A 22,791-nucleotide genomic window follows, 5' to 3' on the forward strand; every position below is an offset into this window, starting at 1 on the left:
GGGATTCGAACCCGTGTTACCGCCGTGAAAGGGCGGTGTCTTAACCGCTTGACCAAGGGGCCATATTCAATGTCTCGAGGTCGCTCAGCCGCTCAGGCTTTCGTGTGATCTCTTGTCGACTTGTCCTATTATAGGGGGCATACGAAAATACGTCAACACTTTTCGCCAACTTTTTTATAAAAACATCAAAACCCTTGCCGCACAACGGTTTTTCGCCGTCCGGCAAGGGCTTTCCCTTCAACTCTCTTCGACTTTTTGAATGTGCCCGCGACATTTTCCGCAACGGTAGCGGCTCGTGTCCATCCGGATCTTCCGCGTGTAGGTTTGGCCACAATCCTTGCAGCGGTATAGGTACTTCGCTTTCCTCCGGGCCGGCTCCCTGATGACGGAACAGTGCCTTGGCGCGCCGGTCTGCCTGAGCAGCTCCCGGAAATCCCTGTCGCGGTGCCGGTATCCCTTTCCTTCTATATGAAGGTGATAATGGCACAGCTCATGCTTGATGATGCCGGTCAGCTCATCCAGTCCGTATTTCCTGTAAGCTTCCGGATTGATTTCGATGTCATGGTCGTGGAGCCGGTACCTGCCGCCCGTGGTCCGGAGCCTCGGATTAAAGTACACGGTGTGGCGGAACGGGCGCCCGAATGATTCCCGGGAAATCGATTCGGTCAAAAGCTGGAGTTCCCGCTCATCCACGCCGGCTTCCGCTTCCCTTCTTGTCCGGGTCGATCATCGTCAGCGAAATCTTCGAGGCGGCCGGGTCGACCGATTCGATCCATACCGCCACAGTGTCTCCCGGCTGCACGATTTCACTTGGGTCATTCACGCGCACGGGTGCCATTTTGGAAATATGGACAAGCCCGTCTTTCTCTGCCCCGACGTCTACAAACGCCCCATAGGGCTGCAGCCGGCGCACGTGTCCCTTCACTTGAGTACCCGGCTCCAGTTCGGTGAGTTTTTTTACATTGCGCTTCCGTTCCTTCGGCTGGCGTCTCCGCTCTTCTGACCGCTTTTTCTTTTCTTCTTCCTCCTCGGGAGTGAGCATGGTGAGGGAAATCCGCCCTTTTTCCTGGTCGATATCATCAATGATGACCGTGACGACGTCCCCGGGAGCGAGAATGTCCAGCGGATGCCGGACACGCCCGGTGCTCATCTTGGTTACATGGAGCAGGCCGTCTTCTCCGACGCCGATATCGATAAACGCACCAAAGTCCACGACGTTGCGGACGGTCCCCTCCATCTCCATCCCGCGCTTCAGGTCCTTGAGCGTCAGCACTTCTTTCCTCAGGAGAGGCTGCGGAAACTCGTCACGTGGATCCCGGTTCGGGCGGCTCAGTGTCTCAATGATGTCCCGGACGGTGACTTCACCCGCTCCTGCAGCTGTTGCCACTTCTTTTGCATCCAGCTGGGCAAGCGATGCCGCCGCATGCTCCGTTCCGATGTCCTTTTTATCAAGTCCGGCCGCCTTCAGGATCTCTTCCGCAAGTCCGTAGCTTTCCGGGTGGACACCGGTGGCATCCAGCGGGTTTTTCGCCCCTGGGACGCGCAGGAAGCCGATTGCCTGCTCGTACGTCTTGGCACCGAGGCGGGGCACTTTTTTCAATTGTGCCCGGGAACTGAATCGTCCGAGTTCATCGCGGGCCCCAACGATATTGTCCGCAACGGTACGGGACAGGCCCGACACGTGCTGAAGAAGCGATGCCGAGGCCGTGTTCACATCGACGCCGACCCGGTTTACCGCGGTCTCCACGACAAAGTCCAACTGCTCCCCGAGATTCTTCTGCGAGACATCATGCTGATACTGGCCGACGCCGACTGATTTCGGCTCGATCTTCACCAGCTCGGACAAAGGATCCTGGAGTCGGCGCGCAATCGACACGGCGCTCCGCTGCTCGACCTGAAGGTCCGGGAATTCACGGCGCGCTTCTTCGGATGCGGAATAAACACTCGCCCCCGCTTCGTTGACGATGACATATGATGCGCCTCCGTCCGTCTCCTTCAGGCAGTCTGCGATGAACTGCTCAGTTTCGCGGGATGCCGTTCCATTTCCAATCGCAATAATGGAAACCGGATACTTGCGGAGCAGCTCGAGCACTTTCTTTTTCGCGCCTTCCGTATCCGATGACGTATGCGGATAAATGACGCCGAGCTCGAGCATACGTCCTGTATCGCTCACAACAGCCAGCTTGCAGCCGGTCCGGTAAGCAGGGTCCACACCGAGGACGGTCTTGCCCCTCATCGGCGGCTGAAGCAAGAGTCGTTTCAGGTTCTCGGAAAAAATCCTGATCGCCTGCTCTTCCGCCTTCTCTGTCAGTTCACCGCGGATTTCCCGTTCGATCGACGGCAGGAGCAGCCGCTTGAAAGCGTCTGCTGCCGCTTCTTCCACTTGCGCTGCCACAGGTGAACCCGGGCGGCGCACATAGGGGCGCCGGATTTCTTCAATCAGACGCTCTTCCGGGACCGAGACAGAGACCTTAAGCACACCTGTCTTCTCCCCCCGGTTCACTGCAAGCACACGGTGCGGCTTGATTTGCCTGACCGGCTCTTCATATTCATAGTACATTTCGAAGACGCCCTTCGGATCCTCGGCATCTTTTTTCCGCGAGGTGATGATCAGTCCGCCACGCCGGATGGCACTGCGGATCTTGTCACGGACCGAGGCATCATCGGAGATCCGTTCCGCAATGATGTCCCTCGCTCCTGCAAGTGCCGCTTCTGCATCGGGCACATCGTTATCAGCGTCGGCAAATCTCCCGGCCAGATCTTCAGGACGCTCTTTCGTATCTGAGAGGAGCAGGTCGGCAAGCGGCTCCAGGCCGCGCTCTTTCGCCGCAGTCGCCCGGGTCTTCCGCTTTTTCTGATAGGGGCGGTACAGATCCTCGACCCGCTGAAGCACGTCGGCCCCGCGGATCGCTTTTTCAAGGTCGCTGTCCAGTTTCCCCTGTTCCGAAATGATGCGGATGACTTCCTCTTTCCGCTCCTCCAGTTGCGAGAGATAGCGATGGGCATCTTCGACCGCCTTGATCTGCACTTCATCTAACTCGCCCGTCGCCTCTTTCCGGTAGCGGGCGATAAACGGCACGGTCTTGCCCTCATCCAGCAGTCCGATCACCGCCTGGGCCTGCGCTGGCCGCACGCCTGCGCGCATCGCCGCTTTCTGGATCAATTCTTTTTCCTGCATCACTCTCACCCTTTCGTTCATTGCCTCTACCCGTCCACTTTATCATAAAAGGCCCTGCATACTGCAGGTTGCCCATGACAGTATTCACTTCACTTGAGAGAATCGCACAGCTTCAATCCCCGTCTTGTCCCGAAAGTGAAGCAGGCTGTTCCGAATGTGAAGATTACGGCTCTGAATTTGAAGAATACAGCTTCGAATTTGAAAAAACCATCGCAAACCCAAGCAGACCTAAAACAAAAACCCGCTCCGCGGATTCAGCGGAGCAGGCTTCCTGTGATATAAGTGGCATCATCGCCATGTTTGAGTGTTTCATGCACTTTCTTATACAGATCATACGGACCGGCGCTGTTCTGCATGAATGCCTTCGGGCTCCGGATGTCCACGCCGTCTGAGTGCAGAAGAAACAGGTCTCCCGGTCCGTAGTCAAAGCCCTGTGTGCGGAGTTTCTGCGGGCGACCGGACAGGTAGCCCATCACCGGGAGCGGGTAGATCATTTTGTCATCCGAACGCCGGTACAGATAAAATCTCACGTTTCCCACACAGCTGTACTCGATTGTCGACGTCTTGAAATACGCCTTGATGATCGCAACCGCAGCTCCCCGCTTCTGATGCATGTGCATGTTGCACCGGCTGAGCAGCTGGTCGATGGATTCATCATGGTGGCGTTCCAGGATCTCCGGCACGATTTCAGCCGATTCCCTGGCGATCGGACCGTTTCCAAGTCCGTCGGCAATCGCGCAAAGAAAGTAGTCCTCATTGGTGAAGGTATAGTACACATCACCCGATTCATGATTTCCCGGCTTGGCTTCCTGATAGATGTACGCCTCTACACAGTCGTCCTTCACTGTCTTCAAGAAGCCCCACCACCTGCCGCCGCAATGGCCTCCTGAAGCTTTTTGATCGCCTTCCTCTGAAGCCTGGAAACATGCATCTGAGAAATCCCGAGGCGTTCCCCCGCCTCCTTCTGGCTCATCTGTTCGATATATGTAAACTGGATGATCTGCTTTTCGCGCTCAGACAGGACATTGAGCGCTTCTGCCACGATCAGACGCTGATCCGTCATCTCATAGCCGTCATCCGTATCCCCGATAATATCGAACAGTGTGACGGTACTGCCGTCGGAATCCGCCTCCAGCGAGTGGTCCATGGACAATGCCTGATAGCTTCGTCCCATCTCCATCGCTTCCAGCACATCGTCCTCATCCACCTCGAGGAAATCCGCGATCTCCTGCACCTTCGGGGAGCGCTGCAGCTCATTTGTCAGCGTCTCCGCAGCAGACTTGATTTTAGGGCCGAGTTCCTTGATCCTGCGGGGCACGTGGACCGCCCAAGTCTTGTCCCGGAGGAACCGCTTGATCTCGCCGATGATGGTCGGCACTGCAAACGCCTCGAAACTGCGTCCGTATTCGGGATCGTAGCGGCGGATAGCACCGAGCAGCCCGAGCATGCCGACTTGCACGATATCTTCGTGGTACGATTTACCGTTGGAGTATTTTCGGGCGATGGACTGGACAAGACGTTCATAGTGAAGTACCAGATTCGTCTGGGCTGCCTCATCGCCACTTTCCTGGAAAGCCCTGATCCAGTCCAGCACCTGTTCTTTTGACTTGGAATCAGGAGGAGACTGTTTCGACATCCTTTTCCACCTGCTCTCCGCCAAGATATTTGGTCATGAAGACGGTGACCCCTTCGTCGTGGTGGATTTTAATCTCGTCCATCAGCGTTTCGATCAGGTAGAGGCCGAGACCCCCTTCCCGGAGGAACATGCCCTCTTCATGATCATGGTAAGGTCCCACACTCTTTTTGGTTTTCTCAAAATCGAAGCTCTGACCATGGTCGGCCACCATGATCTCCATCCGGTCTTCATACAGGGCGCAGCCGACGACGACTTCGCCTTCCTCGTCATCCTTGTATGCGTGCTGCACCGCGTTCGTGATCGCCTCGCTGGACGCGATCTTCATGTCCTCGATGTCGTCATAGGTGAAGCCGAGCCGGCTTGCGAGGCCTGAGATCGTGAGTCGCGCCACGCCCACATACTGGGCCTTGGCCGGCACACGGATCTCCACATAGTCATACGGTTGCATCATTGAACCCACCTTTATCTGCTTTATGTTCTTCAATATCCATGACCTCATCGAGACCCGTGATATCGAACAGCCGCTTTAGCCGTGGGGAAAGCCCTGTGATTTTCACATGGCCGCCGCTTTCCTTCACCTGTTTGAAATAGCCGACGAACACACCCAGACCCGTGCTGTCCATATATTCTACATCCGAAAGATCGATCTCGGCCTTCATGCCTTCCTGAACCGGAAGCTCTGAAAGCTTCTCCCGCAGGACAGGCGCCGTGAACGCATCAATCTCACCGACCACTTTAAAATGCTGCACACTGTTTTCTTCATGCAAATCAACTTGTAGATTCATTTCCACACCTCTTCTTTAATTTCTCAATCTATAATCCCAAATCCATAATTACGTTTGAAGACAACATCAAGGTTTTACCCCTTCTGAAGAAATCCAAACATCCATTACTCTTTTTTCAAGATTACAAGGGAGAAATCATCCTGGAGCTGGAAACCCTGCATGCGGTCCAATTCCGCGAAAACGTGCTCCGCCATTTCCTGGGCAGAGCGGTCCTTTACACTGCTGATGATCTCAAGGATGGTTTCTTTTTCGACAAAACCATCGGGTGTACGGGCTTCTGTTACCCCATCGGTCATGATGGCGACGAAATCATTGCGCTCAAGAACCACGCTTCCCTCCTCATAGCGGGCATCCGGAGATACGCCGAGAAGGAGCCCTTTGGCATCCAGTTCCACAAACCGGTTTTCCGAAGCCCGGTAATGGAGTGCGGGTTCATGCCCGGCGGATGCATAGGAAAAAGTGGAGCTTTTTGCATCAAAGCGCCCATACATCATCGTCACGAACATCGAGTCATTGACGCTTTTTTCCACGATCCGGTTAATGACCGAAAGCACACCGGATGGTCCTTCGGAGGAATGCTGGACACTGTCCATGCCGAACTTGACCATCGACATGCATAAGGCAGCCGGAATCCCTTTGCCCATGACATCTGCGACAGCTACGCCCGCTTCGTCCATGTCATTACCGACAAAATAGATATAGTCCCCGCTCATCGTACGTGAAGGTACGGTCACATAACCGATGTCCATGCCTTCGACGGCAGGGATTTTCGTTTTCAGAAGCGTCTCCTGAACCTTCGAGGCCACTTCCATCTCAAGCTGCATCTCTTCTTGCCGCTTGACGAGGGACTGATGTTCCTTCAGCGCAAGTCCGTAGCGGATCATCATTTCGATGAGGAAGTCGAAAGAATGCCAGACTTTCGACGGAAGGCCCGGCAACACGTCCTTGAGTGCGGACTTATGTATGCTGATGACCTCCTCGGGCGAAATGTCCCGCTCGATCAGTTTGCGGCTGAACGCCTCTCCCATATATAAATTCTGTTCAGATTGATCCTCAAGGTATTGCCTCAATATTTCTTTATATTCTTTTTCAGTCTGCTGAGGCATCTACATTCATCCCCCAATCAGCGGAGCCATTTGACTGCAGTTATTGTTGTGCCTTTTCCGCGCTCGGTATCAATCCGGAAATCGTCCATCAGCCGCTTGACCCCGGGCATTCCGGCGCCAAGCCCTCCGGAAGTCGAATATCCGTCTTCCATCACTTTTCTGACATCGGGAATACCCGGACCTTCGTCGGAAGCGATAATGGCAATTCCGAACATGCCGTCGTCGTTCAGGCGTTCGATTTCAATTTTTCCGGCTCCTGCATATAAATAAATGTTTCTTGCGAGTTCACTGATCGCCGTCGTAATACGGGCCTGGTCAACGGTGCCGAAGCCGACTTTCTTTGCTTCGTTCCGGCCCAGCTGCCTTGCAGCAACAATGTCCCATTCCGTATGAATGTCAACTGAAGACCGGTACGCCATCGTCAAGCCTCCAATTCTTGCTGCAGTTTGTCCATTCCGTTTTCGAGGTCAAGGGCCGTCATGACATTTTCCAGACGGATTCCGAGTTCGATGAGCGTAATGGCGACGGCCGGCTGGATGCCGGTGATGACCACCTTGGCACCCATAAGGCCCGACATGCTGATGACATCACCGAGCACCTTCGCGATGAAGGAATCGATGAAGTCAATCGGAGTCAGGTCGATCACAACGCCTTTGGCCGAAGTGTCATGCAGTTTTTTCAACAGGTCTTCCTGGAATTGGATCGCAGTCTGGTCGTCCAATTCCCATTGAAGCGAGACAATCAAGATTTCGTTAAGCTTGAGGATCGGGATACGCATGTTCACTGTTCATCCACCTCCACGATTTTTCGGCTGGTCAACGCCAGCGCTTCCTGCATGCCCCTCTGCAGCGTGCTGGTCGTCGTAAAGTCTTCCAGGCTGATACCGAGCGCCACAATCGTCTGTGCGATTTCCGGACGGATGCCGACCAGCATGCAGCGTGCCCCGACGAGGCGGACCGCGTCGGCCGCCTGGATAATGTGGTGGGCGACCATCGTATCCACTACGGGAACACTGGTGATGTCGAGCAGCACCACTTCCGCACGTTGGCGGACGACACCCTCCAGAAGGTTTTCCATGATGAGCTTGGCGCGTTCAGTATCGATTGTGCCGACAAGCGGCATGACGGAAATCTTGTCGAATACAGGAATCAGGGAAGCCGACAGCTCCTGCAGGGCAATCTTCTGGAGATTGACCGTACGTTCCCAGGTGTGGGAGTACATTTCGACGACTTCCTGACGGAGTGGCTTGATCCAGTTGTTCAGGATGTCAAAGTACTCCGCTACATTGCTGTCATCAAGGATTTCAGCCTTTCGCAGCAGGTCATAGAGCGTATCCGAGAAGTTCTCGATCGCCTTCATGACAAGCGAAATCGACCAGCCGAGACGGACGATGCGCTCCGAGAAGTTATGGAGCTTTTCATCATATTGGTTCGAGTCTTCTGTAAGGCTCGAAACGATGAGGTCCGCGAAGTCCCGGCTTGTCCGCTCGATGACCTCTTCCGGCATGATGTGGAAGAATTTTTCACCATGCTCATCTTTCATGCGTGTTTTCCAGCTGTCGATGATCTCTTCGAGGTGAGTCTCGACAAACTGAGGAACTTTTCTATACATGGCTCTGTGGCCCCCTTTTACGGACTGTTCCTTTCATTGTAACGAAAATACTGGCGAAACACACTTTTTTCGCAAGATACGGAGACCCATATAATATTCCGGGTCGCGGATCAGGTGAGGAATCTGGGATCACCACTCTCGGCGTATAGACCGGAACCGCACATCTGCCCTTATTATCCCACAAAAATATCACTGCATCGCATTCCAAATGAAGGGATGCACATTTTTTTATAGCGGAGCCGACGCACAAAAAACCGTCCGGCAATGCCGGACGGCGTTTTTTGTGTATGTATACTAAAATTTTACCAGTCCGAGGCTGATTTCAAGTGCCTCTTCCACCTGCCGCATCATTTCTTCATCCAAATGTGTAATCTTGTCAGAAAGGCGGGATTTGTCAATAGTCCGGACTTGCTCAAGCAAGACGACGGAGTTTTTGTCCAATCCGTACCGTGCCGCATCGATTTCCACATGGGTGGGCAGTTTGGCTTTCTGTATCTGGGCCGTGATGGCTGCGACAATTACTGTGGGGCTGAACCGATTACCGATATCGTTCTGAATAACCAGGACGGGTCTTTTCCCGCCCTGTTCAGAACCTTTCACCGGCGACAGATCTGCAAAGAAAATGTCCCCGCGTTTTATGGCCAAAATCTCATCCTCCGATTACGAGTTGCGCCACGCGTGCTCCGCTTCGTATTCCGCGTACAAACATTCGGAAGCGATCGAAAGATTGATCTGCGACATCTCCACGTAGCCTTTGACGATGGCTTCCCGTATAAGATTTGGTTGTTCTCTCCGTGTCTTCCGGGTCGTCGTCAGATAGACATACCCATCCTGTTCCGCTCGGTCGTAAGCGACGGAATCCCCGTCACACTGAAGCATCCTCTTCGGGATCTTCACCACGACTTTTTTTGTCTCTTTCTCTGCCACAGCAAACACCTCCGACGCAGCCATTCAACAAATTTCTATCCCATCATACCATCGGACAGACCTGTTGAAAAGACACGTTCGGAAAGAATGTGACAAAATCCCGGCCATAACCGGCATTACCTGTCGGATATTGTCGGGCCGTGTTGGGGTTAGTATTCCCCGCGTCCCTGCAAATAAACTCTCGGAATCCTCTTTGACAGGGTGACCACCACCTCGTAGGGGATCGTACCGAGACGCTCCGCCCATTCATCCGGCCGGATCTCTTCCCCACCCTGTTTTCCGAGGAGGACAACCGGCTCACCCGGTGCCATCTCACGCGGAAGCCGGACCATGCACTGATCCATGCAGATTCGGCCGACCACCGGGCAGCGGCGCCCGCCGATCAACACATCCTGCCCGCCGAGGCCCCGCAGAAACCCGTCTGCATAGCCGATCGGGAGCGTTCCGATCCACTCATCTCCCGAAGCCCGGTAGGTTGCCCCGTAGCTGACGGTGTCCCCCCGGCCGAGACGCTTCACATGGACGAGTTCAGTCGAGAGTGCCAAGGCAGGACTGAGCAGGAATGGCAGGTGTTCCCTGACAAAACCGGACGGGGCGATGCCGTACATCGAGATGCCGAGGCGGACTGCATCAAACTTGCACTCCGGATGCATGAATGTTGCAGCGCTGTTGGATGCGTGCACAAGGCGCGGCCGTTCGGGGAGAAGCGCGACGGCTTCCCGGAATCCTGACGCCTGCTTTCTCCAGACTTCATTGTCCGGCTCGTCTGCCGTCGCGAAATGGGTAAAGACGCCGTCAACCATAATTTTCGCAGCCTTGGCTTTCCTGTACATCTTAAGAAGATCTTCCCCGCTTCGGACGCCGAGACGCCCCATTCCGGTGTCGACCTTCAGGTGTACCCGGAGAGGGCGGGCGAAATCAGGCGCGTCGGCGGCGACTTTCTCCATCCAGGCCGGTGAGTCCGCAGTGATGATGATGTCCTTTTCCGCCGCGGCACGCGCGAACGGAACAGGGGAGGCGCCCAAAAGCAGAATGTCCGCTTTCAGGCCCGCCTCCCTGAGTTCCACCGCTTCTTCCGGAGTGGCGACCGCGAGCATCAGTGCCCCCGCTTCAAGCGCTGCCTCCGCGACCCGGACCGCACCGTGCCCGTAGCCGTCGGCCTTGACAACAGCGATCACGCCGGTGCCCGGACCGGTCAGGAGCGCCGTGTTGCGCACGTTTTCCCGGATCGCCTCCAGATCGATTGCCGCCACTGTCGGCCGTCCCCATTGCATTTGTTCCATTTCCCCGTTCTCCCTTCCGAATTGCCGGATATCTCTTGATGTGTTTCATTATCCGCCCGGAGGGAGAATGCAGTCAATACTCCAAGGTCACTTCTGTTCCACTTCGATCATCGACGTCGCGACTTCAACCATCTCTTCCCGTGTCAGGGCGTTCGAGGCGAGGAAGTAAGACACGCCGCCCTGTTCCCAGCTGACCGAGTTGTCGGTGATTGCGCCTATTGTGAAGCCGAGGTGCGCCGGATCCCCTTCCGCGAATACGGGAACTAGGGCTTCCTGAGGGGCCTTCGCATGCTGCTGGACGATGACGAATTCCTTCTCGCCGCCGTATGTCAGATAAACCCGCTTATCTTCACCGTTGCCGACAACTTCTTCTTCCAGCAGGTCGACGCCTTCCCATTTCAAGAGCGGATAGGATGTGCGGAACTCCTCACCATCCAATTCGGCACCCGCTTCTTCATCTCCTTCTTCCTTGCCTTCATCGTTGACGTTGCCTTCTTCATCAGACACGCCGTCCTGATCATCTGTGGTGCCTTCCTGGTCTTCGCCTTCCGTTGCTTCATCCGCTGCATCGGTGTCATCCGCGGATCCTTCCGCGCCTTCCGGTGCCTTCGAATGCTTTTCCACCGCATAGTCGCCGGCACCGCGCTCCGTGCCGAGGGAAATTTTCTCGAATGTGATCTTCATCTGTTCTTCTTTGTTTTCATTCAGCACCGACACTTTCACTGGCAGGAGCGACTTTTTGTCGATGTGGATCCGCTGATAAGGAAGCATTTTACGATGATTGTTCCGTGTAGCTGTTTCAAAGATGTATTCCTTGTCTTCTTCCTTCATCACCGCATCCTTGTCCGCCCTGATGTCTTCCGCAAGCGCACCGATCAGATAAGCCTGGCTGTTTTTCTCCGGCCAGTCGCTCTGGAACTTGTACGTCTTGCCGATTGAAGGCGTGACGACAAATACCCCGTCCTTGTTGCGGAGGATCATCTGGGACTCCTTGGAGCCCTGCTGGGCCACATTGACCCGGTAGTAGTCCGGCTTCGTATGCCACACTTCCACGTCGTACAGCCTTGGCTCATCGCCGGTCTTGATCTCCATGACGGCTGTGAGCTCATAGCCTTTTGCATCCGTCCATTTTCCGCTCAGCTTTTTCATGACGTCTTCCTTCGACTGTGACCCGCATGCTGCAAGCATCAAAGCGAGCACGATGAGCATTCCTGCGAATATCCGGCTCCGCAATTCCTTCACCCTTTCTCATTTCGCTCCTGTGGAACATCCTATGAGAGAGGGAACGGGTTTATTCGGACAGGGCTGCCGGGAATCCGGTCAGAATGACCTGGGCAGCGGCGTATTCACGCGTATGGGTGATCGACACAAATCCGTCAGCCGGCTCTCCCCTGAAGTAAAGTAACGGTTTTCCTTTTTCGTCCGGCAACACGCTGATGTCGCCGAATGCACACGCGCCGCCGATTCCGGTGCCGAGCGCTTTTGCGAACGCCTCCTTGGCGGCAAACCGGCCGGCAAGGTATTCGGTCCGCCTGGCAGTGCCAAGCTGTTCATATCTCTCCAATTCATCTTTGTTCAGGATCCTTCTTCTGAAGCGGTCGCTGCGGCTGTCCGCCTGCCGGATCCTTTCCATCTCCACGATATCCAGCCCGATTCCGGTGATCATCCGTATTCCCTGCTTTCTGGACCGCGACAAACGCGGTATACTGTTCTTATGTAAATTGAGGTGAAACCATGTTTATCAGAAGAGAAAGCTTCTCCGAGTACATCCGGTTCTATCCGGTCGTCTCGGCGCTGATCGCGGTCAACGTGATCATCTACATCCTGACCATCCTTCCGGGCATCGGTGACCTGATCATGTTTTATGGCATGGGCATCAACCGGCTGATAGCGGACGGTGACTGGTGGCGATTTATCACACCGATGTTCCTGCACGCAGGCTTCATGCATGTCCTGTTCAACATGTTCGCCCTATTCCTGTTCGGTCCCGAACTTGAACGTCTCGCCGGCAAGGTACGGTTCCTGAACCTGTTTTTCCTGGCCGGCCTGTTCGGCAATGTAGCATCCTATTTCCTGCATGACGCCTCCTACGCCTACGTGGGTGCAAGCGGCGCCATCTACGGGATATTCGGCGCATTCGGCGCGTTTGTTTACCATACAAAAGGCGCATTCCCGCAGATCCGCCAGATTATCCTGCCGATCATCGTCATCAGCGTGATCATGACATTCCTGACACCGAACATCAACATCACCGCCCACCTGACGGGCCTGGCCGTCGGCTTTATCATCGGCCTCAGCTACTTCTCCCCGAAGAATATCACAAGCTGGCGCAAGAAGCGCCGCTGAAGTGACTTTGTCCCGCTTCCGCGGGGCTTTTTTTCTTGCAGCCGTTTCCTGCTCGTTCCGGTTGCCGAGCCCGCTCCCGTGTGTCAATCCCTCCCCAGAAAAATCTGAAACTTTCCATTGACATTGCCGGCGGCTTTGCTATACTGTTCATCAAGCTGAAAAATTCATAATGTTGTTTCTTATCAAGAGAGGTGGAGGGACTTGGCCCTGCGAAGCCTCAGCAACCAGCAAACTGCGGTTTGTATGGTGCTAACTCCGGAAGGACAGATCTGTCCTGAAGATGAGAAAACAGTCAGGCATCTAGGCGCATATGCGCTGCGGTCAGGCTCTTCTCTCATTCTTTCCATGGGAGAAGAGCCTTTTTCCATTCCTCATCCTTTCCGGAACTTTTTCAGCGAAACATCTTCCCCACTCTCTGTTTCATCGACTGATTTGTAAAAGAAAGGATGATCAATATGTCAGAAATCGTCATCATCTCAGGCAGCCCGAATGCCGCCTCCCGATCGGAAAGTGTGCTCGGCTACATCGGCGGGCTGCTCGAAGACAGACACTTTACCGTTTCCCATCTGAGTGTACGCGATATCCCCGCTGAAGTGCTTTTTTCAGCCGACTTCAGCCATCCATCCGTGAAGGACGCCGCCAACAGAATTCGGGACGCGAAGGGGATCGTCATCGGCTCCCCCGTCTACAAGGCATCGTATTCCGGCGTCCTGAAAGCCTTCATCGACCTCCTGCCGCAGGACGTACTGGAAGCGACTCCCGTACTGCCGCTCATGACAGGCGGCAGCCCGGGGCACCTGCTCGCTCTGGACTACGCGCTGAAGCCGCTCCTCTCCACGCTGAAGGGCCATGCCCTCAAGGGGATCTACCTGACCGACGATGTGATCGACAAGCAACTGGACATTCCGGTTCTTGATGGGGACTGTCTTGGAAGACTTGAGAAGCAGACCGCCTACTTTGCGGAGCTTGTCCGGAAGCAATACAGCCAAACCCATGCCTGAGCAGCAGGAATGAAAGGATGAGGACCATGCCGAAAAAAAGAATTTACTTGAACGCTTTTGAGATGAACACTCCCGGCCACCAGTCTCCCGGCCTGTGGGCGCATCCGGACGACCAGTCCCACCGATACAAGGACAGCGACTATTGGATCGAACTGGCCCGCATCCTGGAAGAGGCCCGCTTTGACGCCGTGTTCCTCGCGGACGTGCTTGGAACGTACGATGTCTATGGGGGAACCCGGGATGCGGCCGTACGCCAGGGCGCGCAGTCGCCGGTCAACGACCCCACCCTTGTCGTGCCCCTCATGGCCGCCGTTACGAACCACCTCGGATTCGGAGTCACCGCATCCGTCAGCCATGAGCATCCGTATACATTCGCCCGCCGTATCTCGACGCTCGATCACCTGACAAAGGGGCGCGTCGGATGGAACATTGTCACATCCTATCTCAAGAGTGCTGCGCTGAATATGGGACTGGACGGACAGGTTTCCCACGACGAGCGCTACGATATCGCGGAAGAATACCTGGAAGTGTGCTACAAACTGTGGGAAAGCAGCTGGGAAGACGATGCCGTGAAAGTCGACAAGGTGAACCGGGTATATTCGGAGCCTTCCAAAGTCCACGATATCGGCCATGACGGCAAATACTTCAAGGTGCCGGGCGCCCATCTGTCGGAACCGTCCCCTCAGCGGACGCCGGTGCTGTTCCAGGCCGGCGCATCATCAAAAGGCCGTGCATTCGCAGGAAGGCACACCGAGCTCGCCTTTATCGGGGCACCAACGAAAAACGCAGCCAAACAAACTGTCACACGGCTCCGGGAAGCGGCAGCGGATGCCGGTCGCAACCCGGAGGAAATCAAGATCCTGACCCTCATCACGCCGGTGATCGGCCGGACCGAGGAAGAAGCCCTGGCGAAGTTTGAAGAGTACCAGTCCTACATCTCCGACGAAGGGGCACTTGCCCTGTTCGGCGGCTGGACGGGTGTCGACCTGTCAGGGGCGGATCTCGATGCCGGAGTCGAATACGTCGAGAATGACGCCATCCGCTCCACGCTCGAGACCTTCACAAAAATCGATCCGGAACGCCACTGGACGATCCGCGAGATCATCAAGTCGGTCGGCGTCGGAGGCATGGGCACCGCTGTAGTGGGCACACCGGAACAAGTCGCGGATGAGCTTGAGGCGTGGGTTGATGAGACCGGTGTCGACGGTTTCAACATCGCCTATGCCCTTGCCCACAAGACCTTCAGGGAATTCGGCGAATCGGTCATCCCGATCCTTCAGGAACGCGGCCGTGTTCCGAAAGGTTACGAAGGCACCTCTCTTCGGGACAACCTGTTCGGCAGCGGCGATAGGCTGCCCGACCATCATCCCGGCAAACAGCACAGCCTGAAGCCGGAAACCGTATGAATCGAGCAAAGCCCCGAACCGTATCCGGCTCGGGGCTTTTTCCTTCACTCGGCAGCACGGATCAATTTCCGCATCTGCCTGATTGTCTCCAGATGGAGGGCTTCATGATAAAAAGAGAACAGCAATGTCTCGCCGGCCATGCGAAACGTGAGGCCCATCCGGTTTGTGAACGGTTCAGGAAGCGGATCATCCAATCTGCCTGCCCGCAGCTTGTGCAACCGCTCCGTCTGCGCATCCAGTGCCTCACGGATCTCGATGAGCGTAGGGGGATTGCCGTTCCAATCAGCCGGCTTTGTACCCGCTGCAAAATAAGTCCTGTATTCCTCCGGAAGTTCCATTTCCTCGCCTGCCACTTCCAGGGCGAGCCGCTCCTGGATAAACAAGATATGTCCAAAATTCCAATGGATGTTGTTCCGGTAACCGTCGGGGACGACTCCTGTGATTTCCTCCGGTGTATCGTCCAGGCATTTCAGCGTCAGTTCGCGAACCGTCTGCATATGGCGGAATATCAGCTCTTCCAACCCGACCCCTCCTGTCAGAAAAGGGCCTCCCGGATCAGGGAGGCCCGTCTGTTTGAACTTATTCGCCTTCTGCAGCAGGAGTTCCTTCAACTGGAGATGGTGCCTGCAGCCGATTTCTCGGATCATACCAATCCATCAGCCGGTCCGCATCCGCTTCATCGATATGGCGGATTGGCGCTTTGCTCGGCATGATGCCAGACTTGAATGCTGCCGTGACAGTCGCGACATTCCTCCGCTTCTGGAAGATGGTCTGATGCTCCTGCATCGACTGGATCCGTTTTCTCGATACATAGACCGTATGCAGCGTAAATTCACGCCAGCGAACGGTCAGCTGGCGGTCATTGACTCTCCAGCCGGCGGAGCGGTGCTGCCAGAGTCCCAGGAGAATAATCACCGGAATGATCAGCAACGCAAGCAGGCCGTACGGGAACAGGAAGTACCCTGCGGCCGCTGTCAGCGGAAGCACCCAAATGAAGTCAAGCCGGTAATAGAACGGACGGGACCTCACCGGAATCCCTGCCAGTTCCCCGGACGTTTCAATATCAGGGAAAAGCTCCGAAAGAAGACCGTTCACTTCCCGCTTCCTTACGAGCGGGAACAGCCCGATTGCCGCGCCCGCCTCCTTCACGCTGCCCCCGGCGCTATGCACCTTGACCGATACATAGCCGAGAAGCTTCTGGAACGGGTTCTCGCTTACCCGTACCGCCTGGATACGCTTCAGCGGCACGGTGACCCGTTTTTTCTCAAGAAGCCCCCTCGAGATGAACAGGTCGTCCCCGTCAAACGAGACAGTGAATCCATAGAATCCGAGGTACGTCCAGGCAACGGACAGAATCCAGCCGACAAGCATCAGGACAAGGACCACCGCGGCGACCATGAATACGCCAAACCGGATAAATGCGACCACTTCATCATAGATCACATCAAACGGCAGGATGTCGGCGAACTGCGACAAGAAAATCGCGATCCCGGAAAAGATAAGGCCGATCCTTCCGGAGAACGTCGCAAGGAGGAAGATCTCTTTCCGGCCCATCCGGAAAAGGGTTTTCACTTCTTCTTCCGGCTCTTCCGCCGGGAAGACACCGACAGCTTCTGCACCGTCCTCCTGCACTTCCTGTACGCCCGCCCGCCTGCGGCGCTTCGCTTCCGAGATGACCGCGCTTACCCGGTCCGCCTCCGCACGGGTTACCGCCGTCAGGTCCGCCTCCGCCCCCTCCAGGACGGATGAGTTCCCGGCGGTCTCAATCTTCACCTTGACGAGCCCGAACGGCCGGTGGAAAATCCCTTCCGTATAATCAACACTCTGGATCCGTTCAAACGGAATATAGCGCTTTTTCTTCACAAACAACCCGTGTTCAATCCGGAGCTCCCCGTCCTCGAACCAGTAGACGAACCGCTTCCACTTGATAAAACCGGCAACAGCCGTAATGACGATAAATGCCCCGAATATCAGAATGGTCAGGTTATCCAGCCAGAAATTCCCCGAACGTTCCCGCCCGATGCCGTTCGCCACAACGATGACGAGGAGCGGAATGATCGCTTCCTTCAGCGTCTTGAGGAGTTCAATGACAGCAGTGACCCAGTGCAGCCTGTTCTTCTCAGACATCATCTTCCGCCACCCTCGCGAGCACGGAGATCCGGCTCCTCAGCTCGTCGGCTTCCTCCATCTGGAGCGCCGGGACCTCGTGGTTGGTCGCAGCCGTTGACACCGTAATGCCCGAAAGGCCGTATTTCCGAAGAATCGGGCCCTGGCTCGTGTCCACGTGCTGGACACGGACCATCGGGACAAGCGTCCGCTTCACGATGAACAGGCCGTGCTGCAGCTCGATCTCCGTCTCCCGAACTTCATACCTCCAGCGCTGCCACCGGATCTTCGGAAACAGGAAGATCAGCAGGAATCCCGCAATCACGGAAACCGCTCCCGACACGATATAAATCCAGATCGGGCCTTCGAATATGTATGCCAGTACACTTGCCGCAATCGCCGGGACGAGGACAATCAGCGTATAGAAGATCCCGTGGATCCTCCAGACGGTCAGCCCCTTTTCCGATATGCGGTTCGCCGGTTCTCTTCTCATCCGGTTCACCCCTTTGTTGACTTCTTTCTATTGTATACGGAAACGACGGAAAAACGTTTCATTAATTCGATTAAGCGTTTGGCCTTACGTGGCGATTCGTCACTTTCGAGAGCCGTTGCGTCACTTTCGGAAGCCGATTCATCACTTTCGGTAGCCGATTCGTCACTTTCGGAAGCCGATTCATCACTTTCGAGTGCCGTTGCATCACTTTCGGAAGCCGTTGCGTCACTTTCGTGGGCCGATGCGTCACTTGCCCACACGACAAAAAAACCGGAAAGCCGTGTCGGCTTTCCGGGTTCTTTACATGTCTTATCGGTTGCGCGGGCGTCCGCCTGGGCGGCGTCCGTCGCGACGTTTGCTGTCTCGGTTGTAGCCACCGCTGCGGCTGGAGCCGCTGCGGCCTTTGTAGCCGCCGCCACCACTGCGGCCACCGCGGTTTCCACCACGGAACGGAAGCGGTTTTTCTTCCGTGATCTTGACCGGGGTATCGTCCGGCTCGCGCGTAAGTGTTTTGATCGCTGCGGCGATAAGGTCAACGGCTTCATTGTCCTTGAGCATTTCTTCCGCAAGGATCCGGTAGTCGTTGAGCTCGTTCTTTTCGACGATTTCCTTCAGCTGGCTGACTGCAAGCTTCTGCTGGCCTGCCAGTGCTTCGTCCTCGGATGGCGGATTAAGAGGGGTCATGCGCTTCTTCGTCGTTTCTTCAACCGTGCGGAGGTAACCCATCTCGCGCGGTGTGACGAATGTGACAGCAACCCCGCTCTTGCCTGCACGGCCTGTACGGCCGATGCGGTGGACGTAGCTTTCAGGGTCCTGAGGAATGTCGAAGTTGTAGACGTGCGTGACGCCCGAAATGTCAAGACCGCGTGCTGCAACGTCAGTCGCAACAAGGATATCGATCTTGCCTTCCTTGAACTGGCGGAGGACCGACAGGCGCTTCGCCTGTGTCAGGTCACCGTGGATGCCTTCCGCAAGGTAGCCGCGGAGGTTGAGGGCCTGAGCGACTTCATCCACACGGCGCTTCGTGCGGCCGAAGATGATTGCGAGTTCAGGCGGGTGCACGTTCAGCAGGCGTGTAAGCGCGTCGAACTTTTCGCGTTCCTGTGCCTTCACGAAGTACTGCTCGATGTTCTCGACAGTCATTTCCTTTGCCTTGACACGGACTTCCACCGGAGACTTCATGTAGTTGTCCGCAATTTTACGGATCGGGCCAGGCATCGTTGCCGAGAAGAGAAGCGTCTGGCGCTCAGATGGGACGTTCTCGAGAATCGCGTTGATGTCCTCGATAAAGCCCATGTTCAGCATCTCGTCCGCTTCGTCAAGAACGAGCGTCTGGACACCGTTAAGCTTCATCGTGCCGCGTTTGATGTGGTCGAGAATCCGTCCCGGTGTACCGACGACGATCTGCGGGCGGTTGCGCAGCGCGCGGATCTGGCGGCCGATTTCCTGTCCGCCGTAGACGGATAGGATGCGGGCACGCTTGCCGTAGCCGATGCGGTAGATCTCTTCAGAGACCTGAATCGCAAGTTCACGGGTCGGTGCGATGATCAGCGCCTGGATGTCCGGGTTCTGCGTGTCGATCTTCTCGATGATCGGAACGCCGAAAGCAGTCGTCTTGCCCGTACCTGTCTGGGCCTGGCCGATTACGTCCTTGCCCTGCTGGCCGAGCGGAATCGTCTCTTCCTGGATTGGTGTCGCCTCTTCAAAACCCATGCGTTCGAGTGAAAGCTGTGTGGAGTCACTGATGTTCAGATCAGAAAACTTTGTCAAATGTGTCAATCTCCTTATCCTTCATGTGATCATTGGATCCATTTTCAAATGAAGTCCGGCATGCCGTGCCGTTTCGGAGTTTTTCAGTGTTGCCCGCCATTCCGCGGCAAGGCAGTGCGCTCGAAAAGTTCCGGTTGCTGCCGGGCGGTCCGACCGGAGAGGAACACGCCCTTCAACCGAACCGTTTCAAAAAAAACAACTCTTCCTAAAAAACGCGAAGAGTTCCCGTTCAAATGTATCCAATAGTTAGCAGTATAACATGGCACGGCTCTTCTTGCAATGAAACCGGCGCGGGCCAGTGCCCGCGGGGGTCCATTGATGTTGCCTGAACCGGATTGGGGAATCCGGCCGCAGGCTTTGGGCATGGCAACGGGACTTTAATTCCGTGTTCCGGTTCTGCATCGCGGATATCGGACTTGGATTCCCGGATCCGGACTAACGGTTCGGATATCGGACTTAGAATCCGCTTTGCGGACTGACGGAACGGATATCGGACTTATAGAAGCGAATCCGGACTTGGCGCGCACTGGCCCCGCACTTTAAAAAGGAATGATCGATGCGCTTGCTGAAATTCCTGTTCGCACGGACCTTGCTTATAATGTGTCCGCCAATTCCCCGATGATACGTTCAAGCGCCATTCCGCGGGAACCTTTCAGCAGGATCAGCGGAGCTTCTCCGAGCCGGCTTTTGAGTTTTCCGGTGATCGGTTCCAGGTCTTCCGCGCTCCAGACCAGCCGGTCCGCAGGGAATTTCCCTTCAAGCTTCCGGAACAGATGCTCCATCCGCGGGCCATACAGGCAGACGCCGTCAAAATCTGCCGGATCCAGTTCTTCGGCAAGTCCTTCGTGGGCCGGCACTTCCAGCGCGCCCAGTTCCAGCATGTCGCCGAGGACGACCCATTTCTCATCACGCAATGTCGAGCTTCTGACAAATCCGAGTGCCGCCCGCACAGATGTCGGAGCCGCATTGTAGGCGTCGTTGATGAAAAGCGATCCGTTAGGCCCTTCGACCGTCTGCATGCGCATGCCGGTCAGTTCGACCGACTTCAGCGCTTCCCGGATCTGTTCATCGGTGAGCCCTGCTTCCCGCCCGATCAAAATGGCAGCAAGCGCGTTTTTGGCCTGATGCGCACCAAGTACAGGAATCATGAACTCTCCATCAGCAGTCCGGAACACGCTTCCCGCTTCCGACGGCTCGACCGACATGAGGCGGAGACTGCACGTCTCCCCTTCCCCGAACGGCACGGCCGCGCCTTCCGGCAGTTTCTCCACATGCGGGGCGAGCAGCGGCTCGTCGCCGTCGTAGAACAGTTTTCCGCCGGGCTGTAGACCATCGGTGATTTCGGATTTCGCCTGTGCGATGCCTTCACGGGAACCTAGGTCCTGCATATGCGCCTCGCCGATGTTCGTGATGACCGCGTACTTCGGACGGGCCAGCTCGGACAGGAAGGAGATTTCGCCAAACCCGCTCATGCCCATCTCGAGCACCGCGTACTCGGTGTCCTCCGGAAGCGACAGGATTGTCAGCGGAAGGCCGAGCTGGTTGTTATAGTTCCCTTCCGTTTTGCGCACGCGGAAGTAAGGGGAAAGCGTTCCTGCGACAAGATCTTTGGTTGATGTCTTGCCGTTCGATCCGGTGATGCCGATGATCACGGCATCCAGTTCTTCGCGGTAGCGGCGCGCCATCTGCTGAAGCGCCAGTTCAGGATCTTCAACGAAAAGCACCGGCCGGTCATCCGGTGCCCCCGGAACCCCTTTTTGCCAGAGTGTCGCCGCGGCACCCTTGTCGAATGCCTGAGGGACAAAGCGGTGGCCGTCCGCCTGTTCCCCCTTGAACGGAATGAACAGATCATCTTTTTTCAATGTCCGGGTGTCGATCGACACACCCGTTACGGCAACTCCGCCGCCTTCTGTGTGCGGAAGGCCGAGCCAGTCCGCAATTTCATTCAATGTACGTTTCATAGAAAGGATTCCCTCAATCTTTGTTCGTATTCAGTGACTGTTTTTCATGATAGCGTTCCAGTGCCAGGCGGATCAGTTCCTCAAGCAGTTCCGGATAGGTCATGCCGGAGTTCTGCCAGAGAAGCGGGAACATGCTGGTCGGCGTAAAGCCAGGCATCGTGTTGACTTCATTGATGAGTACACTGCCGTCTTTCGTGAGGAAAAAGTCAGCACGCACAAGCCCGGAACAGTCGAGCACCTTGAACGCCGCTTTTGCAGCGCGTTCCATCTCTTCGGCCGCTTCTTCCGGAACATCTGCCGGGATGGTCAGCATCGTGTTTCCATCCACGTACTTGGATTCATAATCATAGAAGTCGGAAGCAGAGCTGATCTCGCCTACGACTGAGCATTTCGGCTCGTCGTTGCCGAGAACGGCCATTTCGATTTCGCGCGCATCGACACCCTGCTCGATGATGACTTTGCGGTCATAGCGGAGCGCTTCCTCGATCGCCGTGATCAGGCTCTCACGGTCGGAAGCCTTCGAGATCCCGACGCTCGAGCCAAGGTTTGCCGGCTTCACGAATACCGGCCAGCCAAGCCTGGACTCAGACTCGCCAAGGATGCCGTCGCGGTTTTTGTTCCATTCGCTGCGGATAAAGTGGACATAAGGCACCTGGTTCAGTCCGGCCTGGGCGAACAGCTGCTTCATGACGACTTTGTCCATCCCGGCTGCCGACGCAAGCACCCCGTTTCCTACATACGGGAGATCAAGCACTTCGAGGAGGCCCTGTACCGTGCCGTCTTCTCCGTTCGGACCGTGAAGAAGCGGGATGACGACAGGCGGAGCATCGGGAGTCTGCGCGGCAAGAGCGGCAATGCCGTCCGTGAGCCGGGCCGGCGCATTCGTGCCGTTTTCCCCGATCATCAGGTCGGTGACGTTCTCTGCCGGCCCTGCAAGCAGCGGCCCCGGACGCCATTCGCCTTCCGGAGTGATAAATACCGGTGTGACATCATACCGGCCGAAATCAAGTGCATGGGTGACGGCGCGCGCGGTCGAAAGCGAGACTTCGTGTTCCGCGGACTTGCCGCCATATAAAAGAAAGATACGATTTTTCATGGTCAACCTCCATGTCTCGGATATTATCAGTGTAGCACGCGGGAGCCATCCCGTTACAGAAGCCCGGCAAAAAACATCCATGTGAA

23 protein-coding genes, 1 pseudogene and 1 riboswitch are annotated in these 22,791 nt (G+C 55.8%); of the genes and pseudogenes, 3 read left to right on the forward strand and 21 right to left on the reverse strand.

The window, feature by feature from the left end:
* Positions 1 to 237: 237 nt before the first annotated feature.
* The 15 genes and pseudogenes from DZC51_RS04390 to acpS form a co-directional block, all read right to left on the reverse strand.
* Entirely contained in the window at positions 238 to 693 is a 456-nt protein-coding gene (locus DZC51_RS04390; RefSeq protein ID WP_157294164.1) for a SprT family protein, read from the reverse strand.
* On the reverse strand, positions 686 to 3,178 hold the full coding sequence (locus DZC51_RS04395) for a S1 RNA-binding domain-containing protein (RefSeq protein ID WP_157294165.1): 2,493 nt from the start codon (positions 3,176 to 3,178) through the stop codon (positions 686 to 688). Before DZC51_RS04395 ends, DZC51_RS04390 begins: the two co-directional genes overlap by 8 nt.
* Before the next feature lie 254 nt (positions 3,179 to 3,432).
* Positions 3,433 to 4,032 (reverse strand): PP2C family serine/threonine-protein phosphatase, encoded by a 600-nt coding sequence (locus DZC51_RS04400; protein ID WP_157294166.1) that lies wholly within the window; start codon positions 4,030 to 4,032, stop codon positions 3,433 to 3,435.
* On the reverse strand, positions 4,029 to 4,814 hold the full coding sequence (gene sigB / locus DZC51_RS04405) for an RNA polymerase sigma factor SigB (protein ID WP_157294167.1): 786 nt from the start codon (positions 4,812 to 4,814) through the stop codon (positions 4,029 to 4,031). Before sigB ends, DZC51_RS04400 begins: the two co-directional genes overlap by 4 nt.
* Positions 4,792 to 5,262 (reverse strand): anti-sigma B factor RsbW, encoded by a 471-nt coding sequence (rsbW, locus tag DZC51_RS04410; RefSeq protein WP_157294168.1) that lies wholly within the window; start codon positions 5,260 to 5,262, stop codon positions 4,792 to 4,794. Before rsbW ends, sigB begins: the two co-directional genes overlap by 23 nt.
* A complete protein-coding gene (locus DZC51_RS04415; RefSeq protein WP_157294169.1) occupies positions 5,249 to 5,599 on the reverse strand; it encodes an STAS domain-containing protein in 351 nt (116 codons plus the stop codon). The genes rsbW and DZC51_RS04415 overlap by 14 nt, the downstream gene beginning before the upstream one ends.
* A 104-nt stretch (positions 5,600 to 5,703) precedes the next feature.
* Positions 5,704 to 6,705, reverse strand: a complete 1,002-nt coding sequence (locus tag DZC51_RS04420) for a PP2C family protein-serine/threonine phosphatase (protein WP_157294170.1) — start codon at positions 6,703 to 6,705, stop codon at positions 5,704 to 5,706.
* Between the two features lie 17 nt (positions 6,706 to 6,722).
* Complete coding sequence (locus DZC51_RS04425) at positions 6,723 to 7,124, reverse strand: anti-sigma regulatory factor (protein WP_157294171.1); 402 nt, start codon at positions 7,122 to 7,124, stop codon at positions 6,723 to 6,725.
* 2 nt (positions 7,125 to 7,126) lie between these two features.
* Positions 7,127 to 7,489 (reverse strand): STAS domain-containing protein, encoded by a 363-nt coding sequence (locus DZC51_RS04430; protein WP_008301458.1) that lies wholly within the window; start codon positions 7,487 to 7,489, stop codon positions 7,127 to 7,129.
* The gene (locus DZC51_RS04435; protein WP_157294172.1) at positions 7,486 to 8,316 is read right to left on the reverse strand and encodes an RsbT co-antagonist protein RsbRA; all 831 of its coding nucleotides are present in this window, start codon (positions 8,314 to 8,316) and stop codon (positions 7,486 to 7,488) included. The genes DZC51_RS04430 and DZC51_RS04435 overlap by 4 nt, the downstream gene beginning before the upstream one ends.
* 294 nt (positions 8,317 to 8,610) lie before the next feature.
* Positions 8,611 to 8,961: a type II toxin-antitoxin system PemK/MazF family toxin gene (locus DZC51_RS04440; RefSeq protein ID WP_063181763.1), complete on the reverse strand. Its 351-nt coding sequence runs from the start codon at positions 8,959 to 8,961 to the stop codon at positions 8,611 to 8,613.
* A gap of 4 nt (positions 8,962 to 8,965) precedes the next feature.
* A pseudogene (locus DZC51_RS04445) lies at positions 8,966 to 9,252 on the reverse strand (transcriptional regulator).
* Between the two features lie 140 nt (positions 9,253 to 9,392).
* Positions 9,393 to 10,526 carry an alanine racemase gene (gene alr, locus DZC51_RS04450; protein ID WP_157294174.1) on the reverse strand — a complete coding sequence of 378 codons (1,134 nt, stop codon included), beginning with the start codon at positions 10,524 to 10,526 and terminating at the stop codon, positions 9,393 to 9,395.
* An 87-nt stretch (positions 10,527 to 10,613) separates the two neighbouring features.
* Positions 10,614 to 11,768, reverse strand: a complete 1,155-nt coding sequence (locus DZC51_RS04455; RefSeq protein WP_417281836.1) for a LolA family protein — start codon at positions 11,766 to 11,768, stop codon at positions 10,614 to 10,616.
* 49 nt (positions 11,769 to 11,817) lie between these two features.
* Positions 11,818 to 12,192 (reverse strand): holo-ACP synthase, encoded by a 375-nt coding sequence (gene acpS / locus DZC51_RS04460; RefSeq protein WP_157294175.1) that lies wholly within the window; start codon positions 12,190 to 12,192, stop codon positions 11,818 to 11,820.
* 68 nt (positions 12,193 to 12,260) lie between these two features.
* Between acpS and DZC51_RS04465 the strand changes: the two genes are divergently transcribed.
* The 3 genes from DZC51_RS04465 (at position 12,261) to DZC51_RS04475 (ending at position 15,279) form a co-directional block, all read left to right on the forward strand.
* Complete coding sequence (locus tag DZC51_RS04465; RefSeq protein ID WP_157294176.1) at positions 12,261 to 12,872, forward strand: rhomboid family intramembrane serine protease; 612 nt, start codon at positions 12,261 to 12,263, stop codon at positions 12,870 to 12,872.
* A gap of 176 nt (positions 12,873 to 13,048) precedes the next feature.
* A riboswitch (SAM riboswitch) is annotated at positions 13,049 to 13,159 on the forward strand.
* Positions 13,160 to 13,327: 168 nt separating this feature from the next.
* Positions 13,328 to 13,873: an NADPH-dependent FMN reductase gene (gene ssuE / locus DZC51_RS04470; protein ID WP_157294177.1), complete on the forward strand. Its 546-nt coding sequence runs from the start codon at positions 13,328 to 13,330 to the stop codon at positions 13,871 to 13,873.
* A gap of 26 nt (positions 13,874 to 13,899) precedes the next feature.
* On the forward strand, positions 13,900 to 15,279 hold the full coding sequence (locus DZC51_RS04475) for an LLM class flavin-dependent oxidoreductase (RefSeq protein WP_157294178.1): 1,380 nt from the start codon (positions 13,900 to 13,902) through the stop codon (positions 15,277 to 15,279).
* Positions 15,280 to 15,323: 44 nt separating this feature from the next.
* Here DZC51_RS04475 and DZC51_RS04480 read toward each other — a convergent pair whose 3' ends face one another.
* The 6 genes from DZC51_RS04480 to DZC51_RS04505 form a co-directional block, all read right to left on the reverse strand.
* Complete coding sequence (locus DZC51_RS04480; RefSeq protein ID WP_157294179.1) at positions 15,324 to 15,800, reverse strand: DinB family protein; 477 nt, start codon at positions 15,798 to 15,800, stop codon at positions 15,324 to 15,326.
* A gap of 58 nt (positions 15,801 to 15,858) precedes the next feature.
* A complete protein-coding gene (locus tag DZC51_RS04485; RefSeq protein ID WP_198304062.1) occupies positions 15,859 to 17,406 on the reverse strand; it encodes a PH domain-containing protein in 1,548 nt (515 codons plus the stop codon).
* Positions 17,399 to 17,878: a PH domain-containing protein gene (locus tag DZC51_RS04490; RefSeq protein ID WP_157294181.1), complete on the reverse strand. Its 480-nt coding sequence runs from the start codon at positions 17,876 to 17,878 to the stop codon at positions 17,399 to 17,401. The genes DZC51_RS04485 and DZC51_RS04490 overlap by 8 nt, the downstream gene beginning before the upstream one ends.
* Positions 17,879 to 18,187: 309 nt before the next feature.
* Positions 18,188 to 19,648 (reverse strand): degradosome RNA helicase CshA, encoded by a 1,461-nt coding sequence (gene cshA, locus DZC51_RS04495; protein ID WP_157294182.1) that lies wholly within the window; start codon positions 19,646 to 19,648, stop codon positions 18,188 to 18,190.
* A 593-nt stretch (positions 19,649 to 20,241) separates the two neighbouring features.
* Positions 20,242 to 21,609: a UDP-N-acetylmuramoyl-tripeptide--D-alanyl-D-alanine ligase gene (locus DZC51_RS04500; protein WP_157294183.1), complete on the reverse strand. Its 1,368-nt coding sequence runs from the start codon at positions 21,607 to 21,609 to the stop codon at positions 20,242 to 20,244.
* 13 nt (positions 21,610 to 21,622) lie between these two features.
* Positions 21,623 to 22,705 (reverse strand): D-alanine--D-alanine ligase, encoded by a 1,083-nt coding sequence (locus DZC51_RS04505; protein WP_157294184.1) that lies wholly within the window; start codon positions 22,703 to 22,705, stop codon positions 21,623 to 21,625.
* Between the last annotated feature and the right edge of the window lie 86 nt (positions 22,706 to 22,791).

Source organism: Bhargavaea sp. CC-171006 (genome assembly GCF_009761675.1).
Taxonomy (GTDB): Bacteria; Bacillota; Bacilli; order Bacillales_A; family Planococcaceae; genus Bhargavaea; species Bhargavaea changchunensis.

Coding starts and splice junctions, on each gene's coding strand:
- DZC51_RS04505 (WP_157294184.1), bottom strand. CDS start 22,705: ATGAAAAATCGTATCTTTCTTTTATATGGCGGCAAGTCCGCGGAACAC.
- DZC51_RS04395 (WP_157294165.1), bottom strand. CDS start 3,178: ATGCAGGAAAAAGAATTGATCCAGAAAGCGGCGATGCGCGCAGGCGTG.
- DZC51_RS04475 (WP_157294178.1), top strand. CDS start 13,900: ATGCCGAAAAAAAGAATTTACTTGAACGCTTTTGAGATGAACACTCCC.
- DZC51_RS04485 (WP_198304062.1), bottom strand. CDS start 17,406: ATGTCTGAGAAGAACAGGCTGCACTGGGTCACTGCTGTCATTGAACTC.
- sigB (WP_157294167.1), bottom strand. CDS start 4,814: ATGTCGAAACAGTCTCCTCCTGATTCCAAGTCAAAAGAACAGGTGCTG.
- DZC51_RS04500 (WP_157294183.1), bottom strand. CDS start 21,609: ATGAAACGTACATTGAATGAAATTGCGGACTGGCTCGGCCTTCCGCAC.
- acpS (WP_157294175.1), bottom strand. CDS start 12,192: ATGATCACCGGAATCGGGCTGGATATCGTGGAGATGGAAAGGATCCGG.
- DZC51_RS04465 (WP_157294176.1), top strand. CDS start 12,261: ATGTTTATCAGAAGAGAAAGCTTCTCCGAGTACATCCGGTTCTATCCG.
- DZC51_RS04435 (WP_157294172.1), bottom strand. CDS start 8,316: ATGTATAGAAAAGTTCCTCAGTTTGTCGAGACTCACCTCGAAGAGATC.
- DZC51_RS04490 (WP_157294181.1), bottom strand. CDS start 17,878: ATGAGAAGAGAACCGGCGAACCGCATATCGGAAAAGGGGCTGACCGTC.
- DZC51_RS04425 (WP_157294171.1), bottom strand. CDS start 7,124: ATGGCGTACCGGTCTTCAGTTGACATTCATACGGAATGGGACATTGTT.
- DZC51_RS04415 (WP_157294169.1), bottom strand. CDS start 5,599: ATGAATCTACAAGTTGATTTGCATGAAGAAAACAGTGTGCAGCATTTT.
- DZC51_RS04420 (WP_157294170.1), bottom strand. CDS start 6,705: ATGCCTCAGCAGACTGAAAAAGAATATAAAGAAATATTGAGGCAATAC.
- rsbW (WP_157294168.1), bottom strand. CDS start 5,262: ATGCAACCGTATGACTATGTGGAGATCCGTGTGCCGGCCAAGGCCCAG.
- ssuE (WP_157294177.1), top strand. CDS start 13,328: ATGTCAGAAATCGTCATCATCTCAGGCAGCCCGAATGCCGCCTCCCGA.
- alr (WP_157294174.1), bottom strand. CDS start 10,526: ATGGAACAAATGCAATGGGGACGGCCGACAGTGGCGGCAATCGATCTG.